This window comes from Chitinophaga pollutisoli, assembly GCF_038396755.1.
In the GTDB taxonomy this organism is placed as follows: Bacteria; Bacteroidota; Bacteroidia; order Chitinophagales; family Chitinophagaceae; genus Chitinophaga; species Chitinophaga pollutisoli.
This window is the reverse complement of sequence record NZ_CP149822.1, coordinates 4,674,137-4,695,933: the sequence shown is the minus strand read 5'-3', so window position 1 is coordinate 4,695,933 and position 21,797 is coordinate 4,674,137. Positions and strand designations below refer to the sequence as shown.

Annotated in this window: 16 protein-coding genes and 1 riboswitch; of the genes, 8 read left to right on the top strand and 8 right to left on the bottom strand. The window is 54.4% G+C overall.

Annotation, left to right across the window (positions count from 1 at the left end):
* A complete protein-coding gene (hemL, locus tag WJU16_RS19955) occupies positions 1 to 1,290 on the top strand; it encodes a glutamate-1-semialdehyde 2,1-aminomutase (RefSeq protein WP_341835172.1) in 1,290 nt (429 codons plus the stop codon).
* 94 nt (positions 1,291 to 1,384) lie between these two features.
* On the opposite strand, the gene WJU16_RS19950 is transcribed toward hemL, so the two are convergent.
* Together WJU16_RS19950 and WJU16_RS19945 are read right to left on the bottom strand one after the other, a co-directional pair.
* Entirely contained in the window at positions 1,385 to 2,164 is a 780-nt protein-coding gene (locus WJU16_RS19950; protein ID WP_341835171.1) for a prolyl oligopeptidase family serine peptidase, read from the bottom strand.
* Between the two features lie 92 nt (positions 2,165 to 2,256).
* Complete coding sequence (locus tag WJU16_RS19945) at positions 2,257 to 3,054, bottom strand: hypothetical protein (RefSeq protein ID WP_341835170.1); 798 nt, start codon at positions 3,052 to 3,054, stop codon at positions 2,257 to 2,259.
* A 172-nt stretch (positions 3,055 to 3,226) separates the two neighbouring features.
* Here WJU16_RS19945 and WJU16_RS19940 point away from each other — a divergent pair, with 172 nt between their 5' ends.
* Positions 3,227 to 3,820, top strand: a complete 594-nt coding sequence (locus WJU16_RS19940; protein ID WP_341835169.1) for a DUF4142 domain-containing protein — start codon at positions 3,227 to 3,229, stop codon at positions 3,818 to 3,820.
* Between the two features lie 5 nt (positions 3,821 to 3,825).
* Positions 3,826 to 3,928, top strand: a riboswitch (TPP riboswitch).
* A 432-nt stretch (positions 3,929 to 4,360) separates the two neighbouring features.
* Here WJU16_RS19940 and WJU16_RS19935 read toward each other — a convergent pair.
* The gene (locus WJU16_RS19935; protein ID WP_341835168.1) at positions 4,361 to 4,888 is read right to left on the bottom strand and encodes a hypothetical protein; all 528 of its coding nucleotides are present in this window, start codon (positions 4,886 to 4,888) and stop codon (positions 4,361 to 4,363) included.
* 427 nt (positions 4,889 to 5,315) lie between these two features.
* On the opposite strand from WJU16_RS19935, the gene WJU16_RS19930 reads away from it, so the two are divergent.
* Positions 5,316 to 6,419, top strand: a complete 1,104-nt coding sequence (locus WJU16_RS19930; protein ID WP_341835167.1) for an ionic transporter y4hA — start codon at positions 5,316 to 5,318, stop codon at positions 6,417 to 6,419.
* Here the strand turns inward: WJU16_RS19930 and WJU16_RS19925 are convergent, their stop codons facing one another.
* Positions 6,420 to 6,809 (bottom strand): DUF5071 domain-containing protein, encoded by a 390-nt coding sequence (locus WJU16_RS19925; RefSeq protein WP_341835166.1) that lies wholly within the window; start codon positions 6,807 to 6,809, stop codon positions 6,420 to 6,422.
* A gap of 21 nt (positions 6,810 to 6,830) precedes the next feature.
* Positions 6,831 to 7,622 (bottom strand): class I SAM-dependent methyltransferase, encoded by a 792-nt coding sequence (locus tag WJU16_RS19920; protein WP_341835165.1) that lies wholly within the window; start codon positions 7,620 to 7,622, stop codon positions 6,831 to 6,833.
* Between the two features lie 191 nt (positions 7,623 to 7,813).
* Between WJU16_RS19920 and WJU16_RS19915 the strand changes: the two genes are divergently transcribed.
* The gene (locus tag WJU16_RS19915; protein ID WP_341835164.1) at positions 7,814 to 9,052 is read left to right on the top strand and encodes a hypothetical protein; all 1,239 of its coding nucleotides are present in this window, start codon (positions 7,814 to 7,816) and stop codon (positions 9,050 to 9,052) included.
* Between the two features lie 111 nt (positions 9,053 to 9,163).
* Entirely contained in the window at positions 9,164 to 10,114 is a 951-nt protein-coding gene (locus tag WJU16_RS19910; protein ID WP_341835163.1) for a LysR substrate-binding domain-containing protein, read from the top strand.
* Between the two features lie 81 nt (positions 10,115 to 10,195).
* On the opposite strand, the gene WJU16_RS19905 is transcribed toward WJU16_RS19910, so the two are convergent.
* Together WJU16_RS19905 and WJU16_RS19900 are read right to left on the bottom strand one after the other, a co-directional pair.
* Positions 10,196 to 12,223: a carboxy terminal-processing peptidase gene (locus WJU16_RS19905; RefSeq protein WP_341835162.1), complete on the bottom strand. Its 2,028-nt coding sequence runs from the start codon at positions 12,221 to 12,223 to the stop codon at positions 10,196 to 10,198.
* Positions 12,224 to 12,547: 324 nt separating this feature from the next.
* Positions 12,548 to 13,726, bottom strand: coding sequence for a PQQ-dependent sugar dehydrogenase (locus tag WJU16_RS19900; RefSeq protein WP_341835161.1), 1,179 nt, complete (start codon positions 13,724 to 13,726; stop codon positions 12,548 to 12,550).
* A 126-nt stretch (positions 13,727 to 13,852) separates the two neighbouring features.
* Here WJU16_RS19900 and WJU16_RS19895 point away from each other — a divergent pair, with 126 nt between their 5' ends.
* Positions 13,853 to 15,109 carry an MFS transporter gene (locus tag WJU16_RS19895; protein WP_341835160.1) on the top strand — a complete coding sequence of 419 codons (1,257 nt, stop codon included), beginning with the start codon at positions 13,853 to 13,855 and terminating at the stop codon, positions 15,107 to 15,109.
* Positions 15,110 to 15,127: 18 nt separating this feature from the next.
* Here WJU16_RS19895 and WJU16_RS19890 read toward each other — a convergent pair whose 3' ends face one another.
* The gene (locus tag WJU16_RS19890) at positions 15,128 to 15,619 is read right to left on the bottom strand and encodes a YkgJ family cysteine cluster protein (protein WP_341835159.1); all 492 of its coding nucleotides are present in this window, start codon (positions 15,617 to 15,619) and stop codon (positions 15,128 to 15,130) included.
* Positions 15,620 to 15,795: 176 nt separating this feature from the next.
* On the opposite strand from WJU16_RS19890, the gene gcvP reads away from it, so the two are divergent.
* Both gcvP and WJU16_RS19880 read left to right on the top strand, forming a co-directional pair.
* Complete coding sequence (gene gcvP, locus WJU16_RS19885; protein WP_341835158.1) at positions 15,796 to 18,672, top strand: aminomethyl-transferring glycine dehydrogenase; 2,877 nt, start codon at positions 15,796 to 15,798, stop codon at positions 18,670 to 18,672.
* Positions 18,673 to 18,957: 285 nt separating this feature from the next.
* On the top strand, positions 18,958 to 21,777 hold the full coding sequence (locus tag WJU16_RS19880) for an outer membrane beta-barrel protein (RefSeq protein ID WP_341835157.1): 2,820 nt from the start codon (positions 18,958 to 18,960) through the stop codon (positions 21,775 to 21,777).
* Positions 21,778 to 21,797 lie beyond the last annotated feature (20 nt).

Sequence of the window (21,797 nt, the reverse complement as noted above, 5' to 3'; positions counted from 1 at the left end):
ATGTTTACAAAGAGCCAAGCATTATTCGAAAAGGCCGGCAAAGTGATTCCCGGCGGCGTGAACTCGCCCGTGCGGGCATTCCGCAGCGTGGGCGGCACGCCCGTGTTCATGCAGCACGCGAAAGGCGCGTATATGTACGACGTGGACGGCAACCGGTACGTGGATTACATCAACTCCTGGGGCCCCATGATCCTGGGGCACGCATATGAGCCCGTGGTGAAAGCCATCCAGGAATATGCGACTTATAGCACGTCGTTCGGCGCGCCTACCGAGCTGGAAGTGACGGTGGCCGAGCTGATCATCAGCATGGTGCCCAACATCGAAATGGTGCGAATGGTGAACTCCGGTACCGAAGCCTGCATGAGCGCACTGCGCCTGGCGCGCGGGTATACCGGGAGGAATAAAGTCATTAAGTTCGAAGGGAACTACCACGGCCATGCGGACTCCTTCCTGGTAAGCGCGGGCAGCGGCGTGGCGACGCTCGGCATACAATCCGTTCCCGGCGTTACGGCGTCCGTGGCGGAAGATACGCTCAGCGTACCTTATAATAACCTGCCTGCGGTGGAGCAGCTGGTAGCGGAGCATCCTGACCAGATCGCTGCCATCATCGTGGAGCCTGTTGCGGGCAACATGGGCTGCATCCTGCCCCAGCCGGGCTTCCTCGAAGGCTTACGCGACATCTGCGATAAAAACGGCATCGTGTTCATCATGGACGAGGTGATGACCGGTTTCCGGCTCGCCAAAGGCGGCGCACAGGAGCTGTTCAACATCAAGGCCGACCTCGTTACTTTCGGTAAGATCATCGGCGGCGGTATGCCGGTAGGTGCTTTCGCGGGCAAGCGCGAGATCATGGAGCATATTGCACCGGCGGGTAAAGTGTACCAGGCGGGCACGCTCAGCGGCAATCCCATTGCGATGATCGCGGGGTATACGTTGCTGAAGGCGCTCAACGACCATCCGAATTTCTACACCCAGCTGGAAGAGAAAACCAATGCGCTGGTGGCCGGATTACGTTCCGCACTGGGCGCAGCTGGCGTCGTTCACCAGGTGAACCATATCGGTTCGATGATGAGCGTTCACTTCGCGGAATACCCGATCGTGGATTTCACATCGGCTTCGGGCGCCAACAACGAATTGTTCCGCCGTTTTTTCCACGCGATGCTGGAAAGGGGCGTGTACCTGCCGCCATCCGCGTTCGAGAGCTGGTTTATTTCCCATGCGCTCGGCCAGGAAGACATCGACTTCACCGTGGAAGCCGCCAAAGCGTCCATGCAGGCGATCAAAGCATAAAAAACAGCCCGGAGCGGTGTGCTCCGGGCCATATATCTCGTTAACGATCAATCCGGCTATTGTGAGAGTGGAAGCTGCCTTCGGGCAGCTTTTTCTATTGCAGCTGGTGCGAGAACAACCAGGGGAAGAGTTCCGGCTCGGCGAAGGCGTTGTCCCAGCTGTTGTGGCCCACGCCGGGGTACTCGGTGTATTTGACGTCGGCGCCCCTGTCTTTCAGGTTTTCGTAGAATTTCCGGCTGGATGTAGGCGGTACCACCTTATCTTCCGCGCCGTGGAAGATCCAGACGGCGGTGTTTTTGGCGTATCGTTTCGCGAGCTTTTCGTTACCGGCTCCGCAGATGGGGAACGCGGCGGCGAAGCGCGTGGGGAAGCGGGAAAGCATATCAAATGTACCCATCCCGCCCATGGACATGCCGCCGACATAGAGGCGCTTTGTGTCCACGCTGCCGGAGGCCATGAGGCTGTCGATCAGCTGGTAGAGGAGGCGCGATGGTGCGGTGGGTGGCAATGACGCAGGGAATTGGAAGGAGCGTTCGCCGGAGGAGTCTTGCCGCACCATCATGGGCGCCCAGGTGGAATTGTCTGCGCACTGGGGGAAGATGACGAATGCGGGGTATTGCTGGCGGAGGGAGTCGTTGAGGAAAAGAGAGCTGCCGTGGAGGAGTTGCTTTTCATTATCGTTACCACGCTCGCCGATGCCGTGCATAAATATAATAAGGGGATATGCCGTGCCTGCGTTGTACCCTGCGGGCGGGAGTAGGCGGTATGGCAGGGTTTCGCCGTTGCGGGTGAACCAGCGGGCTTCGAAACCTTCTGACTGCGCGGAGGCCAATAAGGGACAAATCATCAGCAAGGATAATAAAAACCGTTTCATACTTACAAGATAAGCAATTACCGGGCCTTTCCGAAAGCGTTAACAAATACGGTTCCGGGTAAACGCAGACCGCCTGCGGTGTTTTACAGGAATTATTGCGGTTTTTCCCTGTGATCCCAGTAGTATCCGCGCGTTTGGTTGAACAGGAGGAGGCTCATACTCTCCAACGTCTCAATCCTTATCTCCTTAAACCGGTTCCGGAAGCGTAAGGCAAAATAGACTGCCCCCAAAGTCGGGGATTTCACATCTTCATAAGCGAGCTTCACTTCCCGGTCGTTATTCAGCCGGAAACCTTTAAAGCCCCCGCGATAATATTCATTCCGCTCCAGCAGCCGCTGCCCCGTTTCATCGAACCGGTAATGAAACTCCCCGCCATACATCGCCACCTCCGCCGGCTGCAGCGCCGGTAATAAATAAATTGAAATACTCCGGTCGTTGTTCAACCGCACAAACTTGTTCATCCGTACATACGACCGCCCGAGCATCATGCCCGCAAACTTATATGCCGACCGGATGCACCGCGAAACCGCATGCAACATCGCCGTATCCGGCTTCGCCTCCGTAACTATTTCAATGGAATCCTCACGGTTGATCCGGTAATGCATCGCCAGGTCATACGCCGAATCCTGGAACCTGCCGTAAGCGCCGTACCAAAGGCTGTCGCGGCTCCCCAGGTATACAAACCACTCCCTCCCCGTGCGCTGCAGCAGATCCATGTCCGCATGCGTCACTTCCTCCGACAGCCGCCAGGCGGCACTGTCGTACATGATGAGCCATTCAGCCGTCTTAACATGCGCCGAAAACTCCGCTACCGGGAATTTCAACGTCTTCTCCGGCCCGCTGTAATAAAGTTGCACCAGCAAAAAGGCCAGGTATTGCAGGAGGTTCATAGGACAGGCATTATTCTACCCTTCAAATATATATAATTTAATAATACATAGAACAGATCAGACAATCCGGGCAGCAAACTCCACACTTTTCCGCAAAACCCCGCTAACAACAAGAGAAAAACCGGTGGCATAATCTTTTCCCTACCATATCCGAACCCAAACCTGTAGAGTTATGAAAAGATGGATGGTATACATTGTACCCCTGGCACTGGGATTTGCCGCCTGTAACAACGCCGGCACCCAAAACAACAGCGACACGACCCTGCCCTCCGACACGGGCGTAACCGACGACATGGCCCGCGACGCCAACCGCGACATCCTGCCCTCCGACTCCCTGCGCGACGACGCTAAAAACCTCGTCAAAGCTGCGGAAGACGGACTGTTTGAAGTAAGGCTTTCCACCGACGCGCAAGGCAAAGCCAACGCCGCCTCCGTGAAAACCCTGGCCAAACACATGCAAACCGCGCATGAAAAAGTGAATAAGGAACTGGTGGAACTCGCCAATCAGAAATCCATCATCCTGCCGACAGCCATCAGCGACGGTCAATCAAAAGACATCGGCAATATCATGGAAAAGAGCGGTAAAGATTTTGATAAAGCTTTTGTAGACAAGCTCGAATCGGCACATAAAGACGCAATCGACTTATTCGAAAAAGGAGCAGACAAATCAGAAGACCCGGATATCAAGGCGTTTTTCGCGAAACATTTGCCCGAGCTTCGTTCTCATCTCGACATGGTGAAGAAAGAAAAGGACAAGTTGAAGTAATTCCATCTCTTCCGTAAGGGTGGCCTACCTCAGAGCCTGAGATACATACCTTTAGGAAAATACCTACTCCGGATAATGCCGGCGAAGGGAAATGGAGAGATTGGAGAAGGGGGTGAGCGATTTGTTCATCCCCTTTTTATTGCCGTGTACTTATAAAGGAAATATTTCCAATCTCAAACTAGGCGTTAAAGTATTCAGCTGGAATGTTGCAGGATAGTATCCTATTTCATCGTAATTGACTGTTTGTGAAAAAACATCATTATAATATACGCTGATCTTGATGTTTTTGACCCGCTGGTCTTCGGCCGGCCAGATGGATGTTGTAGATTCACCACCATTCCTGAACAGATATTGTGTTACGCCATACGGCAATGCTCTGGATGCATAAAGGGTGTGGAGAAACAATGTCTCCTGGGACCAGGCTCCCCGGTTACGGAGGTTCCTTGCGTTTAAGGCAAGCCCTTCAAACGGTGCATGTTTCACATCGTACACCGTTCTGGTGATCTGTGTACGGGACGCGGCCGCATTGTTCAGCCAAAGTTACAGATCGGACTGCTTGCGGCTGATGTCGCTATTCATGGCGGAAGCGCTTGTCAGCTTACCCACTTCCGTGATACGGTCCAACCCGTCAAACAACGTATAACTGTATTTATTTCCCAACCGCTGCTGGGCGTTCTGGGAAGTAGTCAGCCTGCCCAGCCGGTCGTACCAGAACTCCGATTTATTCGCATCCGGCGTGTGTTGGGCAACTACCTGATTGAGCGTATTGAAGCGGTAGTTCGTAGCCAGACGGTGTGCCGGCACAAGGTAACACCCGGCGCCCAGCGTTACACCGTTACCATTTCTGTCGGTATGTTGAGACAACCGGTACACTTTGCCCTTCGCAGTAAAATGAAATTGAAGCCTGTAGCTGGTAACGGAGCGGGATGTGGAAGATGTGATTTCCGTGGGCACACCGATCGTATAACGGCCCTGCCATTTCCGGTCGGCCTCCATCGATATGTTCATCCAGGCAGCCCAACCCATGATGTCCGCAAATGCGGCAAAAAGCGTCATAGCAGCCAACACCCTTACACGGTTGAAAGTCCCGTCTTTCTTCCGGAATTAATCGTAATTGATAAAACTGAATGTACACTTCTCCACTGCCTGACAATATAACGATTTGCTACACATGTCGCAAATAACAGATATTACAAAATTCCCATCCTTCAGCCGTTATTCAATGATCCTCCAAGCATCCTTCAGTCATCCTTCAATTAAACCCCCTCAAACCTAAGCCAGCATTGGAGCCACTTGAAGGATCATTGAAGGATGTCAGCAGGATGTCAGTAGATTTTGCAAAACGGTTTGCCTGCCGCACCCATATCCCAAATTCACCATATTAAAAACATCCGTTGAACAAAACGTATTATTTATCAGTTATATTAGTAGTGCTTCCCGAAATTATAATGGAATTTTAATGTTGTGGGGGGCATGATTTTTCTTATTTTACGCCATGCCATATAATCACATTCTTGCCCGCAAATGGAACATCAGGCTCCCGTTATGGACGCTCATCAGCCCCGTAATCGGCGCCTTTTTCCTCGCATTCGCCGGCGACAACATCAGCGGATGGATGGCCGCGCTCCTGGGCGTTTCGCTCATCAGCGTCGTGCTCTCCGCCGTGCATCATGCCGAAGTAGTCGCACACAAAGTCGGCGAGCCCTATGGAACCCTCATCCTGGCGCTCGCCATCACCGTCATCGAAGTTTCCCTCATCGTGTCCATGATGCTGTCCAAACAAGGCGAAGGCTCTTCCACCCTCGCCCGCGATACGGTCTTCGCCGCCATCATGCTTATCAACACAGGGATTATCGGGATTTGCCTGCTCTGGGGCAGCTATATCCACAAAGAACAGATCTACATCAAACAAGGCGTATCCGCCGCCCTCGTTACCCTCACCGCCATTTCCGTGCTCACGCTCGTGCTGCCCAATTACACCACCAGCGCCGCCGGTCCCGTGTATTCCGAAAGCCAGCTCATCTTCGTAGCCATCATCTCCCTCGTCCTGTACGGGGGATTCGTTTCTGTACAAACGGTCCGCCACCGCGACTACTTCCTCCCGGAAGAAAACGAAGGCGACTACCACGCCGCGCCGCCCTCGGGGCTTACCACGGCCATCAGCCTGTTCACACTCGTGCTGGCGCTGGCTATCGTGGTCCTGCTATCGAAAAAGCTGTCGCCCACCATCGAAGGCATTGTTACCGACCTGGGCGCGCCAAAATCGCTGGTAGGCGTTATCATCGCCGCCGTGATCCTGTTGCCTGAAGGCCTCGCCGCCATCCGCGCCGCGCGGAAAAACCGCCTGCAAACGAGCCTCAACCTCGCGCTGGGCTCCGCTCTCGCTTCTATCGGCCTTACCATCCCGGCCGTGGCCCTGGTTTCTATCATCGCGGGGTTTGATGTGACGTTGGGAATTGATACGAAAGGTACCTTGCTCATGCTCCTGTCGTTATTCACGATCAGTATTTCCTTCAATGCAGGGCGCACCAATATCCAGCAAGGCGTTGTGCTGCTGGTAATTTTGGCTACTTATCTGTTTACGACCATCGTGCCGTAACTACAGGAGCCGCCATTCCTCCGCCAATTCGCGCGCGGCCTGCGCCGTGTCGTGGCAGATCTCTCCGGGTGTCGGGTTGCCCGCCATCCGGAGGAGCATCGCCCCGATTTGCGGATCGGTGAGGGGAACGCGGGATTTTTCGAGCAAATAAATGCAGTTGGTTTTCCAGATGTCTTCGTCCGTGGCGAAAATGGCGCAAAATTCCGCGCTCAGCTCATGGACGTGCGGCATGAGGTAATTGTAAATGGGGTTGAAATGCGGGCTATTGATATCTTCCAGCCACTCCATCAGCGCCATGGCATAAGGTCTTGCTACGGTCCACTCCGTTTTGCGGAGCAACTCGATCGCCTTATCGTCGCTTTTGTGTGCAGGTACGAAAGCAGGGTGCATACCGGAAGTTACGCCGTTTCCTCAGAATTTGATCGTAAAATGCTGTTTTGCCTTGAAATCAGGGCTGATGAACGCGATGCCGATAAAAAACAGGTCGATGGTTGTGGTGACGGATGGATGGGATTTGACGGCGTCCCAGGCGCGCTCCATCCCTTCCGTCCAGTGTACGTCGTCGAAAATAACGATGCTGTCGGGCCGGAGGAACGGCAAACATTCCTCGAAATACCGCACGGTGGGCTCCTCGCGGTGGTTGCCGTCGATATATACGATGTCGGGGTTCGGCATCTGTTGCAGAACGCCGGCCAGCTCCGTGTCGAAGTTGCCCGTGTGCTGGCGGATGTTGTCCAAACCCAGGGAGGAGAAATTCATCCTGGCGAGCGCGGCGATGTTGGGGCAGCCTTCTATCGTATGCACGGTAGCACCGGCGGAAGCCATGTAAGCCGTGGAAAGTCCCAGCGAAGTGCCCAGCTCCAGCACATTCTTTGCACCGAGATGTTGCACGAGGCGGTAAAATAACTGCCCGAATTTGGCGGGCTTGGCCGCATGGCGCGCAATCTCGCTGACGCGCCGGGTATTGGAAGCGCCCATCAGCGATCCCGCACCGAGGTCGGTCACCTGCACCACGTCGTTGCTTTGCAGCAAACGTGTACGCAGCAGTTCCATCGGTTCATAAGCCGGACGGAATCCCTTTTTGTTCAACACTTCCTCCACGAGCGTGAAGATGAATGGCGAATGCACATCGTGCCGGTTGCCCGCCGTCAAATAATAACGGATATATTTCTTCGCCAATGCCGCCTGGTGCCGTATGCTCAAAGTCAATCAGTTTTATCCCAAAATCGGGGGTAATTCAGCCGCCAAAGGTATAAAAAAGGCGTAATACGACGTTCGGGTTTTATTGACTTTGGGTTATGCAGTAAAATTTATCACTATCTTTACATGTTGGAACTATTTTTGGCATTATATTTTCTTTAAGGTTTTCTTAACATAAAAAGGACATTTCAAGCATGCTCAAGCTAATCAGGTGGACGATGCCATTTGCACTGACGGGAATTGTGACGTTGACCGCTACGGCGCAGGACCAGCCCCCGACTCCCCCGGCGGAGATCAAACCGCCGCAGGTCAGGACTGCCGATACGACCATCAAGAAAATCATGGAAGATCTGCAGAAAGTCTCCGACAGCGACAAACAGAACGCCAAAGCCATCGAACAGCTGTCCCTGGGCCGGGAACTGGACAATATCACCAAATATGACCTGATCAAGAACAACCTGATCCAGGCATCCGAAACCTACTATCTGCTCAACAAAAAAATCATCGACCTCAAATCCAGGACCACCACTTCCAACCTGGATGTATTCATCACCTCGCTCAACAACCCGGAGAGCAAGGAACTCGGCTTTTCCCTGAGCGACCGCGTGGTGGAGCTGGTGGAAAAAATCATCCTCAAAGGCAAATCCGACAAGAACGAGCGTAATACCAAACTGGTGGAATCCACCAAATCCATCATCAACAGCCCGATTTTCAAATCCTTCACCTCCCTCACCCCGCCCCTGGCCATCGCCAGCTCGGTGATGAACTTTCTCCACAGCGTGAGCCAGTCCAACAAGGCGATCAATCACAAACTGCTGCAGGAGTTCGAGAAGGAACTGAATAAATATGTGATCTATTACACAGCGCTCAACGACGCGAACCAGAAATTCGAGTTTGGCCTGAACTTCAACAAAGACCAGCTCTCCCTCCTGCAGGACAACATGTACGACCACCTGGCCTTCACTTCCCAGGTGCTCAAAATGCCCCTGCCCAACCGCGGCAACAAAACCATCGCCGAGTCGCTGAATGAATATTTCATCGATTTCCGGAAAGATAAAGTGGTGGATTTCTTCGCCAAGATGGAAGCCCAATACACCAAGGGCGGCAAAATCAATTATGAAGGCCTCCTCCGCGACAATCCCAACCTGAAGGAAGCAAACAACCAGCTGGAAGACCTCGTGCTCCAGACCAAACGCTTCGAGAACCTCTACAATGAGTACTTCAGCCTCCTGGATTCCTACTACACCAAGGTGAACCACTCCCTCCGCCTCGCGCAGGACAATGCCCTGGCTGACCGCGCCATCGTGGAAGCCAAGCAGAACGAGTTCCGCGGCCTCAAAAACGAAGCTGTTCAGGAAATCCAGGCGTCCATCAACATGCGGGAACTGACCCTTAACGTCGACAAAATCAAATACCGCTACCGGATTTTCTAATTCCCGGTTACTTAATACATTATAAATTACGAACGGCTCAAAAGGCCGTTCGTAATTTTTTTATAGAGATCCCCTATATCCCCGTACCTTGCAATTGATTTTAACAATATCATGACTACGGTACAACTGGAATATGTAGTAGCGGTAGATACCCACAGGAGTTTCGTTACCGCCGCGGAAAAATGCTTCGTCACGCAGCCCACGCTCAGCATGCAGATTCAAAAGCTGGAAGATGAGCTGGGCATCAAACTCTTCGACCGGAGCAAGTTGCCGGTGGTGCCTACCGAAATCGGTTCGGCCGTGATCGCGCAGGCCCGCATCATCCTGAAAGAAAACGCCCGCATCCGCGAGATCATCGCCGACCGCAAAAAAGAAGTGCAAGGCACCCTCAAGGTCGGCATCATCCCCACCCTTGCGCCCTACCTCCTCCCGCGCGTGCTCACCGCCTTCCTGAAGAAATACCCGAAAGTCAAGCTGGAAGTCTGGGAATATTCCACCGAACAGATTATCCAGCTGCTGCGGCAGGAACAGCTGGACTGCGGTCTCCTGGCCACGCCGCTCCACAACCAGCACCTGGAAGAGCATCCGCTGTTTTACGAGAACTTCGTCATCTACGCCGCCAAAAGCAACAAGCTCTCCGACAAGAAGCTGGTAGACGCCGCCGACCTCGACGCCAAAGACATCTGGGTGCTCAACGAAGGGCATTGCATGCGCAACCAGGTGCTCAACATCTGCCAGGACAAATTCGGCATGGGCGAGTTCAAGAATCTGGAATACAACACCGGCAGCGTGGAAACCCTCAAGCGCATGGTGGAACTGAACGAGGGGTACACCATTCTCCCCGAACTCAGCCTGCAGGACCTTTCCGCCAAACAGCTGAACATGGTCCGCTTTTTCAAGGCGCCTGAACCCGTCCGCGAAATCAGCCTTGTTACCCACCGGTACTTCATCAAACAGGCGCTCATCGAGGCGTTCCGTAAAGAAATCCTCGCCAATGTGCCCGATAAGATGAAGGTGCGCAAAACCCGCAAGGTGATCGACATCCTGCTGGAAAAACCATAAAAAAAATCCGGCGTAACGGGCCGGATGGACATAAAAAAAGGGTAAAGCGTGATGCTTTACCCTTTTTCGTTTACCGGCTGGCTACTTTTGTTCGGGAACTTTCTTCGTAGCGTCGGTATAGTTATTTTTCAGCTTGGGGAACGATTGCTGCATGATGAGGTCGTTCATAACATTGACCGCTTCACTGAGGTAAGGGTCTTTGTTCCGCGCTTTCAGCCAATCTTTGTTGCGGGCGAGTTTCACCGTATCGGTACCGATCTTGTCGAGGTCGGTTTTGAGGCTGGAGATATTGAGCGGTTGCACCTTATCGTTTACGGAGTCGTAGCGTTTGAGCGCCGCGGCGTTCTTCTTCTGGTCGGCGCGGTAGTTCGCGAGGTCCAGCGGATAGGTTTTCTGCTCATCCAGCTTCTTGAGGGTGGCGATGTTCTCGTTGATCATTTTGAAGGCTTCGTTGTTAGCGACGCGCTCGGCGGATTTCATTTTCAGCGGGGCTACGTCCACCGGATCCTGCCAGGTGGTATATTCGGCCTGGGGCACCACGTCCCATTTCAACGCATCTTTATCTTTCTTCTCGCCCACTTCGTAGTAGGGAGAAGGCAGCACTACGTCGGATTCCACGCCTTTGAGCTGGGTTGAACCGCCGTTGGCGCGGTAGAATTTCTGCACGGTGAGCTTGATGCCGCCGAGGCTGGTGCCTATGTCTCCTTTCACGAACGCGTCGAGGTCGAGGAGGCGTTGCACGGTGCCTTTACCGAATGTGCTGGGGCTGCCGATCACAACGGCGCGCTTGTAGTCTTGCATGGCGGCTGCCATGATTTCGGAAGCAGAGGCGCTGAATTCGTTGACCATGATAGCGAGGGGGCCGTCGTAAGCCACGCCTTTATCGCGGTCGCGCTGTTGCTGCACTTCGCCGGAGCGGTTGCGCACCTGTACCATCGTGCCTTCCGGCACGAAGAGGCCGGCCATTTTAATCACATCGGGCAGGGAGCCGCCGCCGTTGAAGCGGAGGTCGAGGATGATACCGTCTACTTTCTCGGCTTTCAGTTTGCGGATCTCTTCGGCTACATCGTCGTAAGAGAAGGCGCCCTGGCGGTCGTTGAAGTCGGCGTAGAACTCGGGCAGATAGATATACCCGATTTTATGTTGCCCGTTGATCACGGCGGATTTTGCGAATACATCGTCGAGCTTGATCTCATCGCGGACGATGGGGATCACTTTGATGGTACCGTCCACGCTTTTCACGGTCAGTTTCACTACGGAACCTTTGGAGCCACGGATGTGGGTCACGGCTTCTTCGACAGGGAAACCGCCGATATCCACCGGTTCCTTATCGCCCTCGCCTACTTTCATGATCACGTCGTCCGCCTTCAGCTGGCCTTGTTTCCAGGCGGGGCTGCCGGTTACGATGCTCACGATCTTAATCCTTCCTTCTTCTTCCCGGAGCTGCGCACCGATACCGTAAAAGCGGCCGGACATGGACTCCTGGAAGGAGCGTTTCTCCAGCGGCGGCATGTAATCGGTGTGGGGGTCCATGGTAGTGGTGATGGCGTTTACATAGAGCGAGAAACGGTCGTCGTCTTTCGTGCGGTTCTTCACGCGGTCGAAATAACGGTCGTACACCTTCTTCACTTTTTCGCGGGCTTCGGCTTCGAGCTGGGCGTCTGTTTTGCCGCTCTTGTCTTTATCGCGGATGGTGATGAGGTCTGCGTATTTTTCGAGGGTGCGGTATTTGAGGGCCTTGCGCCATGCTTCCACACGGGCGGCTTCATCGGTGGGCCAGGGAATGGCGTCCGGGTCGATGTCCATTTTCTCCTGTTTGGTGAAATCAAACGGCTTCGCGAGGATTTCAGGATAGATGGTAGCCGCTTCCACGACGCGCTTCTTCATGATTTCCGAGCTTTTGTTGAAGAAATCCAGCGGTGCGCCGTTCAGCTCGTCGTCCACATGGTTTTCCAGTTTCTTCAACTCGTCGATATCGCTTTTCAGGAAAAATTTCTTCTCGCCGTCGAGGTTTTTGAGGTACTTGACAAACACTTCACGGGAAAAGGCGTCATCAATCGGTTTGGGCTGGTAATGGCCTTCTTTCAGGATCTGTCCCACCAGGGTCATGATCGTCTGGTATCTTCCGGGGGGTCGTCATTCACACCGATCTTAGCGAATGCAAATATGCCAGCCAACACGCCAATGAGCAATATCGGAACGACCGCTTTCAGTTTCATCTTCATAACCCTATTCTTTTCGGATTTTTCAATTCAGACGGCGGGCGTGCCGTCCGGGATTTTATCTTACCAAATATAAGCCTAATTCATGGTGTAATAAGGGCCTGCATTCGATTTAACATATTCTTGGAGGCAAAAACCGTGCAATTTGCCATTCCGGGATACCGCCTGCCTTTTTAGTATGCCATTGATAAGCCGGAATGGCAGGTTCGTCCTATTTTACGAGCTTATAAACGCCACCTTTGTTGCTGGCGCCCGCGATTGTCACGAGCATGTAGATTTCCCCGGCTTCATCCTGCCCCCAGCTCAACAACTGCAGGTTACCGGAAGGTTTGTTGGTGAACACCAGGTCGTGGCGCGTCCACTTCCCGCCCTGTTGCGCAAGCGTCCAGGTCTTGCCGTTGTAATCACCGAAAATGTACCTCCCGGCCAGTGCGGGCAACGCTTTTCCGCGGTACACATAGCCACCGGTAATGCTGATGCCGTCGCTATGATCGTATTCGTGAATGGGATCGATGAGCTTCGACTTGTCGGCCCCGTCCGGCACATTGAACTCATGGAAACCTTCCATGATCCGCCAGCCGTAATTGCCGCCTTTGGTGACGATGTCTACTTCTTCAAACTTGTTCTGCCCCACATCGCCGGCAAACAGCCGTCCGTTCGCCTTGTCGAAGGATATGCGCCATGGGTTCCGCAGGCCGTAGGCCCAGATCTCGCCTTTGGCGCCGGGCGATTTGAGGAAGGGATTGTCTCTCGGAACGGAATACGGCGATCCGTCCACATTGATGCGGAGAATCTTGCCCAGCAGGTTGGTCAGGTCCTGCCCGTTGCCGGTGGCGCCGTGCTTGTCGCCCCCGCCGCCACCGTCGCCCGAAGCGATGTACAGCATACCGTCGGGCCCGAACACGATATCGCCGCCGTTATGGTTGCTTTCCGGCTGATCAAATTCCAGTACTACGCGTTTCGTGGCAGGGTCGGCTGTATTGCCGGAGGATTTCGCCACGCGGTACTCAGCGATCACGGATTTGTGGTTGCGGCCTTTGCCTGGTTTCTCAACTGGAGCGCTGAAATAGAGATAGAATTTGCCGTTCTGTTTGAATTTGGGATGGAAGGCCATACCCAGCAGCCCGCGTTCGTCGTAGGAGGGATTGACTTTCACCATGTCGGCGCTGACGTCGATAAAAGGTTCCGACTGGAGTTTGCCGTTCCGGATGATCCAGACGCGGCCTTCTTTCTGGACGATGAACTGGCGGTGGGAGCCGTCGCCCGGAACGGCCATGCACACCGGTGACTGCACCTGGTCGGTCACCAGTTCCAACCGGGCTTGTTGGGCGGAAGTGAGAAGGGAACAGGACATCATGGCGCCTGTAAAAAACAACTTTACTAGTTTCATATTGGAATTTTATGCCCGATAAAAATAATGCTTCCGGCTATACGGAAGTTAAAAATCGGGAAGGGCGGAACGGAAAGGCTTTTGACCGGAAACGCTTACCTTTGGCGCGGAATAAAACCATACCGCTTGGACGAACCCACTGTACCCCGGAACGACCCATACGCCTCGATGCGGAATGTGGAATTCAGGTATTTCCTTGTCATCCGTTTTGCGCTGATCTTCGCGCTTTCGATGCAATTCGCCATTATCGAATGGAAGGTGTACATGCTCACCCGCGACCCGCTCAACCTGGGCCTCATTGGCCTGGCCGAGTTCATTCCCGCCTTCTGTCTGGCGCTGTTCGCCGGCAATATCGTAGACAAGAAAGAGAAACGCGGCATGGTGCTGAAGTGCCTGCTGGGCTACGTAATCGTGGGAACGGGGCTGTTCCTCCTGACCTGGGACGATGTGATGAAAGGCGTTCCGCAGCGCTGGGTGCTGTTCATGATGTATTTCCTGGTGTGCTGCGGCGGTATCATCCGCGCGTTCGTGAGCCCGAGCAATTTCTCGCTGCTGGGGTTGCTGGTACCGCGTAACCTTTACGTGAACGCCACTACGTGGAGCACATCGGCCTGGCAGATCGGGGCGATCGCGGGGCCGGCGCTGGGCGGGCTTTGCATCGCGATGTTCGGGGTGCATTGGTCGATGCTGCTGGTACTGGGATGCATTTTCGTGTCGCTGTTCTGCATATTGCAGATCAAACGCAAGCCGGTGCATTACAAAGAGATGGGTGAAACGGTGAAAGAGCGGCTGACGAAAGGGTTGAAATTCGTGTGGGACACGAAAGTGTTGCTCAACGCCATGACGCTGGACATGTTCGCCGTGCTGTTCGGTGGTTCGGTGGCCATGATCACGATATATGCGAACGATATTCTGAAAGTGGGGCCCGAGGGCTTCGGGGCTTTGCGCGCCGCACCGGCGGTGGGGGCCTTTCTGACCATGATGGCGCTGGCTTACCGACCGATTGTGACCCGGCCGGGTATTAAGTTGCTGGCGGCGGTGTTCGGGTTCGGGCTGTGTATCATTGTATTCGGGTTGTCGAAGCATTTTATCCTGTCGATGGCGGCGCTTTTCGGCAGCGGTATGCTGGACGGAATCAGCGTGATCATCCGGCAAACGATCCTCCAGCTCAAGACGCCCGACGACATGCGGGGGCGCGTTTCGTCCGTTAGTTCCATTTTCGTGGGGTCGAGCAACGAGCTGGGATCTTTCGAGAGCGGTGTGATGGCGAGGCTCCTGGGGCCGGTGGGCTCGGTAGTCTTCGGCGGCTGCATGACACTGGGCGTGGTGGTCACCACCTACATCATCTCCCCTGCCATGCGGAAGCTTGACCTGAAAGCGTAATCCTTTCTTCCTTTCTCCTTATTTAATGATGGATTTCAACCGTTCCAGCACGTAATACACGGCGGGGCAGATCGTGCTGTTCAGCAGCGTGGTATTGGGGCGTTTGAAGAAATCATAGCTGTCGGTGTAGGGATAATTGTGGCAGTCGCCCGGGCGCACGTCGTAGATGCCGCAGTAGTTGTCGGGGCCGAGGAACGGGCATGGACTGCGTTTTACAACGTAGTCGCCGTCTTCATCGAGCCGCAGGTAGGTTTCGATGAACACGCTTTCGCGGAGGCCGAGGTGTTTGGAGATGCGCTTGATATCAGGGGTTTTGAAACGGGGGGAGATAGTTTTGCAGCAGCCGGCGCATTGGAGGCAATCGATTTGCGCAAACGCCTCGTCATGCAGTTCCGGCAGGTGCTTTTCGGCGCCTTTTCCCTTGCGGGTCTGCATTTTCTGGAGGAATTGTTTGTTGGCTTTCTGCGCTTCCTTTGCTTTTTTCTCCCAATCGGTGAGGCTGACTGACATTTTCACTATTTGGATGCAAAAATAGGATAATCCCCCGTTATGAAAATTCCATGACAAACCATGTCCTGAAAGCAGGCCAAATATCAAGCCTACATCCCCTGTAGGCCGGGTATTTTGGCCATTGTGGAAAAACATCATAGCTTTGCGCATTCTTTCAATTAATACCTGCTTACATCATGAATTTATTGAATACATTCAAGCATGCATTCATTGGCCGCCACATCGGGCCCAATGATGCGGAAACCCGCGCCATGCTCGAAAAGATCGGAATCGGATCGTTGGATGAACTGACGGGCAAAACGGTACCCGCCTCCATCCGGATGCAGCACGAGCTGGCCATTCCTGAAGGGATGAGCGAGCATGAATACCTGGGCATGCTGAAGGATATTTCGCTGAAGAATAAAGTATTCAAGAATTACATCGGCCAGGGTTATTATGACACGATCACGCCGAGCGTGATTTTGCGCAACATATTCGAGAATCCGGGATGGTATACCCAATACACGCCATACCAGGCCGAGATCAGCCAGGGCCGCCTGGAAAGCCTCCTGAATTTCCAGACCATGGTGAGCGACCTCACCGGCCTCCCCATCGCCAACGCCTCGCTGCTCGACGAATCTACCGCCGCAGCGGAAGCGATGACGATGTTCTTCAACGCACTGAACAAGGATCATGATCATATCAGCCGCGGCAAGTTCTTCGTGGACGAGCGCGTGATGCCGCAGACCAAAGACGTGGTGCTTACCCGCGCCACGCCGCTGCAGATCGAGGTGGTTTTCGGTAACTATGAAACCGTGGCCATCGACGAATCGTTCTTCGGTGCGCTGGTGCAATACCCCGGCGCCGAGGGCACCGTGGCCGACTACCGCACTTTCATCGACACCGTACATGGCGCAGGCGCTTATGTTGCCATGGCTACCGATCTGCTGGCGCTGACGCTCCTCACGCCTCCGGGCGAACTGGGAGCAGACGCGGCGCTGGGCAGCGCGCAGCGCTTCGGTGTCCCCCTGGGCTTCGGCGGACCACACGCGGCCTTCTTCTCCACTAAAGATGAATTCAAGCGCGCCCTCCCCGGCCGTATCATCGGTGTGAGCATCGACGCGCAAAACCAGCGCGCCCTCCGCATGGCACTCCAGACCCGCGAGCAGCACATCAAACGCGAAAAAGCGACTTCCAATATCTGTACCGCCCAGGCCCTCCTCGCCAACATGGCCGCCATGTACGCGGTGTTCCATGGGCCGGAAGGACTGAAAAATATCGCCCTCAAAGCCGCCCTGCTGGCCTCCGCGCTGAAAGCAAAACTGGCCGCTGCAGGCGTTCAGACCGTGAATAACGGGCACTTCGACACCCTCACCCTTTCCGTAACCGACGCACCCGCCACCCACGCGAAAGCACAGGCTGCCGGCATCAACTTCCGCAAGGTTTCCAACACCCAGGTAGGCATCTCCATCGACGAAACCACGTCTGTGGCCGATGTAAACGCCATTCTCGCCGTATTCAACGCCGGCCACGTAACCGAAGCCGAAGTGGAAAGCGCCGCCAGCGGCATCCCCGCTGACCTCCAGCGCACCAGCCCCTTCCTGCTGCACCCAGTCTTCAACAGCCACCACAGCGAAACGGAAATGATGCGCTATATCAAATGGCTGGAAAATAAAGACCTGTCGCTCAATACTTCCATGATCTCCCTCGGTTCCTGCACCATGAAACTGAACGCAGCCACCGAAATGATCCCGCTGAGCTGGAGCCACTGGAGCAAAATGCACCCATTCGCCCCCGCCGACCAGGCAGGCGGTTACCTCCAGATCGTACAGGAACTGAGCGATTATCTCTGCAAAATCACCGCGTTCGACGCATGTTCCCTGCAGCCCAACTCCGGCGCCCAGGGCGAATATGCCGGCCTGCTCGCCATCCGCAATTACCACGAAAGCCGTGGCGAAGCACACCGCAATATCATCCTCATCCCCATCTCCGCGCACGGCACCAACCCCGCCTCCGCTGTGATGGCCGGTTATAAGGTAGTGATCGTGAAAGCACTGGAAAACGGTTATATCGATATCGCCGACCTGAAAGCGAAAGCGGAACAACATAAAGACAACCTCGCCGGCGTCATGATCACTTACCCTTCCACCTACGGCGTTTACGAAGAAGGTGTGAAAGAGGCTTGTCAGATCATCCACGACAACGGCGGACAGGTTTATATGGACGGCGCCAACATGAACGCGCAAGTGGGCCTCACCGCCCCTGGCCTCATCGGTGCCGACGTTTGCCACCTGAACCTGCACAAGACCTTCGCCATTCCGCATGGCGGCGGCGGCCCCGGTATGGGCCCCATCTGCGTAGCCAAACACCTCGCACCGTTCCTGCCCGGCCACGTTGACCTGCAGACCAACGGCAGCAAGCAGGCGCACGCGGTATCCGCCGCTCCTTTCGGCAGCGCTTCCATCCTCCTCATCTCTTACGCTTACATCCGCCTCCTGGGCCGTACCGGTGTGAAAAACGCCACGGAATACGCGATCCTCAATGCCAACTACATGAAGGCAAGGCTCGAAAACGCCTACGATATCCTGTATACCGGCGTGAGCGGCACCTGCGCCCACGAATTCATCGTGGACCTCCGCCCCTTCAAAGCCTCCGCAGGCGTTGAAGCGGAAGATGTGGCCAAACGCCTGATGGACTACGGCTTCCACGCGCCCACCATGAGCTTCCCGGTGCCGGGCACCATCATGATCGAGCCTACGGAAAGTGAAGACAAAGCCGAACTGGACCGCTTCTGCGACGCCCTCCTCTCCATCCGCGAAGAAATCCGCGCGGTAGAAGACGGCAAGGCAGACAAAGCCAACAACGTGCTGAAAAACGCGCCCCATACCCAGGCCGTGATCACCGCCGACGAGTGGACGCGCCCCTATGGCCGCCAGCAAGCCGCCTTCCCGCTTGATTATGTGAAAACCAGCAAGTTCTGGCCCTCTGTGTCCCGCGTGAACAACACCTTCGGCGACCGTAACCTCATCTGCACCTGCGAACCTACCAGCGCATACGCAGAAGCCGAAGCTTAACCGGAATACTTCGAAATCATATAATGAAAGGGTGACTATCAGATAGTCACCCTTTTTTTCATGTTGGCATGCCTATTATATGCAAAACGCTACCGGCTGGTATATAATAACCGCCGGAGCAATCTAAATAATTGTCAATCAACACGCTGCATCATCATGACCGTTTCCAGCTTAATAATTTCCGCCGCTTGCGTATGGATTTTTTCCGTTCATGCATCTTTTAACTATTCATTTCGTCTATCTACGAATCTTTCGTAATTTGCTATCCGAAACCATTATACCTCCATGTACCGTAATGCAATTGTAGTATTCCTCTGTTTGTTTTGTTTCACTGCTGTAGCCCAGCAGCGTACCGAAATCAAAGGCGCCGTAGCCGATTCCGCCAGCAGCGAGCTGTTGGAAATGGCCACCATCACCGCCCAGGACCCGAAAGACAGCAGCCTGATCACTTATACCCTGTCCGACAAAAAGGGTGCTTTCCGCCTCACGGGGCTCCCGGCCGGCAAGCCGGTCCGCGTACTGGTTTCCTACACCGGTTACCGCACCTGGATCCAGATCGTAGGCACCGACCGGTCCGATCTGGGTCGTATCAACCTGGCGCCGGCGCCCCGCGAACTGGGCGTGGTCGAAGTGGCGGGGAACCGTCCTCCGATCACCATCCGGAAAGACACGATCGAGTTTAACGCAGACGCGTTTAAGACCCGGCCCAACGCCGTGGTGGAAGAACTGCTGAAGAAACTCCCGGGCGTGGACATCGACCAGGACGGGAAGATCACCGTGAACGGGAAACCCGTATCCCGGATCATGGTTGACGGGCGCGACTTCTTCGGGGGCGACTCCAAAATCGCCCTGAAAAACCTTCCCACCCACATCATCGACAAAGTGCAGGTATCTGACACCAAAACGAAAATAGAATCCAAAATGGGGATCGAAAAAGACGGGGAAGACAAGACCATCAACTTCACCCTCAAACCGGATAAAAAGAAAGGACTGTTTGGCAGGATAACCGGCGGATATGGAACCGACGAGCGGTACGACGCCAGCGGGATGCTGAGCTTCTTCAACGGCGCGCGGCAGATCAGCGTGCTCGGTTCTTCCAACAACCTGAACAAGATGGGTTTTTCCGTGAACGAGGTGATGTCTGCCGCCCCCATGCGCGGCGGCAGCATGACGGTTTCTGCCGGCAGCGGCGGTATGAGCGTTAACGGCATCAGCTTCGGCGGCGGCGGCGAAGGCATCCGCACCGGCTCCATGGTAGGCGTGAACTATAACGACGAATGGACCAAAGACATGAAATCCAACACCAGTTACCAGTTCAACAATACGCATTCGAAATTCAACACGATTTCCGAAAACCGGTATAACGATGGCCGCAGCGTACTCGGCAACCGTGGCGGATATGGGAGAAATCAATCGCACAACATCAGCCTGAACATGGAATACCAACTGGATTCCGTGACCATCCTGAGCGTGGCGCCCCGTTTCTCCAATACGCGGCAAAGTTCCAACACCACCAGCGAAGAAGTCACTTACCGCGACCTCGACGAAAAAGCCAACGAACGGAACGGCCGGAACATCTCCAAAAACGACCAGAACTCCTTCTCGCTGGACCTCAACGCCATGCGTACCCTCAATAAAAAAGGCAGAAGCATCAGCCTCCGGTTCCGCGGCGATTACGGCAACAACAGCGGCAATGCCTTCAACTATTCCGACCAGCAGTTTTTCGTCAATAACCTCCTGGATTCCACGAATATTCTCGACCAGCGCAGCGTCACTTCCGGCAGGAACGAGAGCTACGATCTGGGTATCACATATGTAGAGCCCATCAGTGAACGGTGGCGCATGAACTTTGGGTACAGCTTCCGGCATGGCATCAATAATTCCAGCCGGGAAACGTTTAATTTCGATGAGTTGGAGAAAGGGTATAATGAATTCGACAGCCTTTATTCCAACCGTTTCAACAACAAACAATCCACGCACTCTCCGACTGTAAATTTCCAGTTCAGCAACAAAAAGAAGACCATCAACGCCACCATCGGCGGCGGCGTCCTTTTCAACAGCCTGGAAAACCTCAATGCGTACACGAGCGAGAATTTCCGGCAGGAGCAGACCAACTTCAACCCGAACACCCGAATCAACTGGACGATGCCCAACAAGGGACAGTTGTCGTTTAGCTACAACGCCCACACGCAACAGCCTTCCATCGAGCAGCTACAACCCGTTCCGGACAACAGCAACCCGCTCAATATCCGGCTGGGGAACCCCGATTTGAAAACGACGTTTTCACAGATGTTCAATATCGGCTATAATAAGTTTTCGCCCAAGGGGTTCGGGATGTTCAGCAACATCGGCTACCGCCCGGTGAACAACAGCATGTCGACCTACACCAAAGTGAACAGCGACGGCAGCCAGGTGACGCAAACGATCAACGTAGACGGGGTGTACAACTTCAACGGCCATATCAACCTCAGCTACAATAAAGTGAAGAAAGATTACCAGTTCCGGGTAAACGGCGGCGCTTTCGGTAATTATTCCAACAATGTTAACTACTCGAACATCAATAACGTGCGGGGCGATACGGCGGTGCATAAGAACGTGAGCAAGAACCTGATGCTGGGCCCGAACGTCAATGCGTCTTTCTCCTGGAAAGAACTGCTGGACCTGACCCTGAACTACCGTCCCAGCTACAGCCAGGTTACCAACAACCGCACCAGCGTAAAAACGAGCAACTTCTCGCAGCGCGCCAATGCTGGCGGCACCCTGTACTGGCCGAAGAATTTCTTCATTGAAAACGACCTCGCCTACAACTACAACGCCAATATCGCGCCCGGGTTCAAGAAAGGCGTGGCCGTTTACAGCGCCGCCATCGGGTACGAGTTCATGAACAGGGCCGCCAACCTGAAACTATACGGATACGACCTGTTCCGCCAGAATACCAATATCCGCCGCATGGTGACAGAACTGGGCACATTCGATACGCGCACCGACATGGTGGACCAGTATTTCATGCTGTCCTTCACCTACAACTTCGCCAAATTCGGTTCCAAGATCGGCAGCAACCGCCGCCGCGACGGCGCGCGCGGGATGGATATGTTCATGTGGTAATTCCGCCATTCCGAAACATA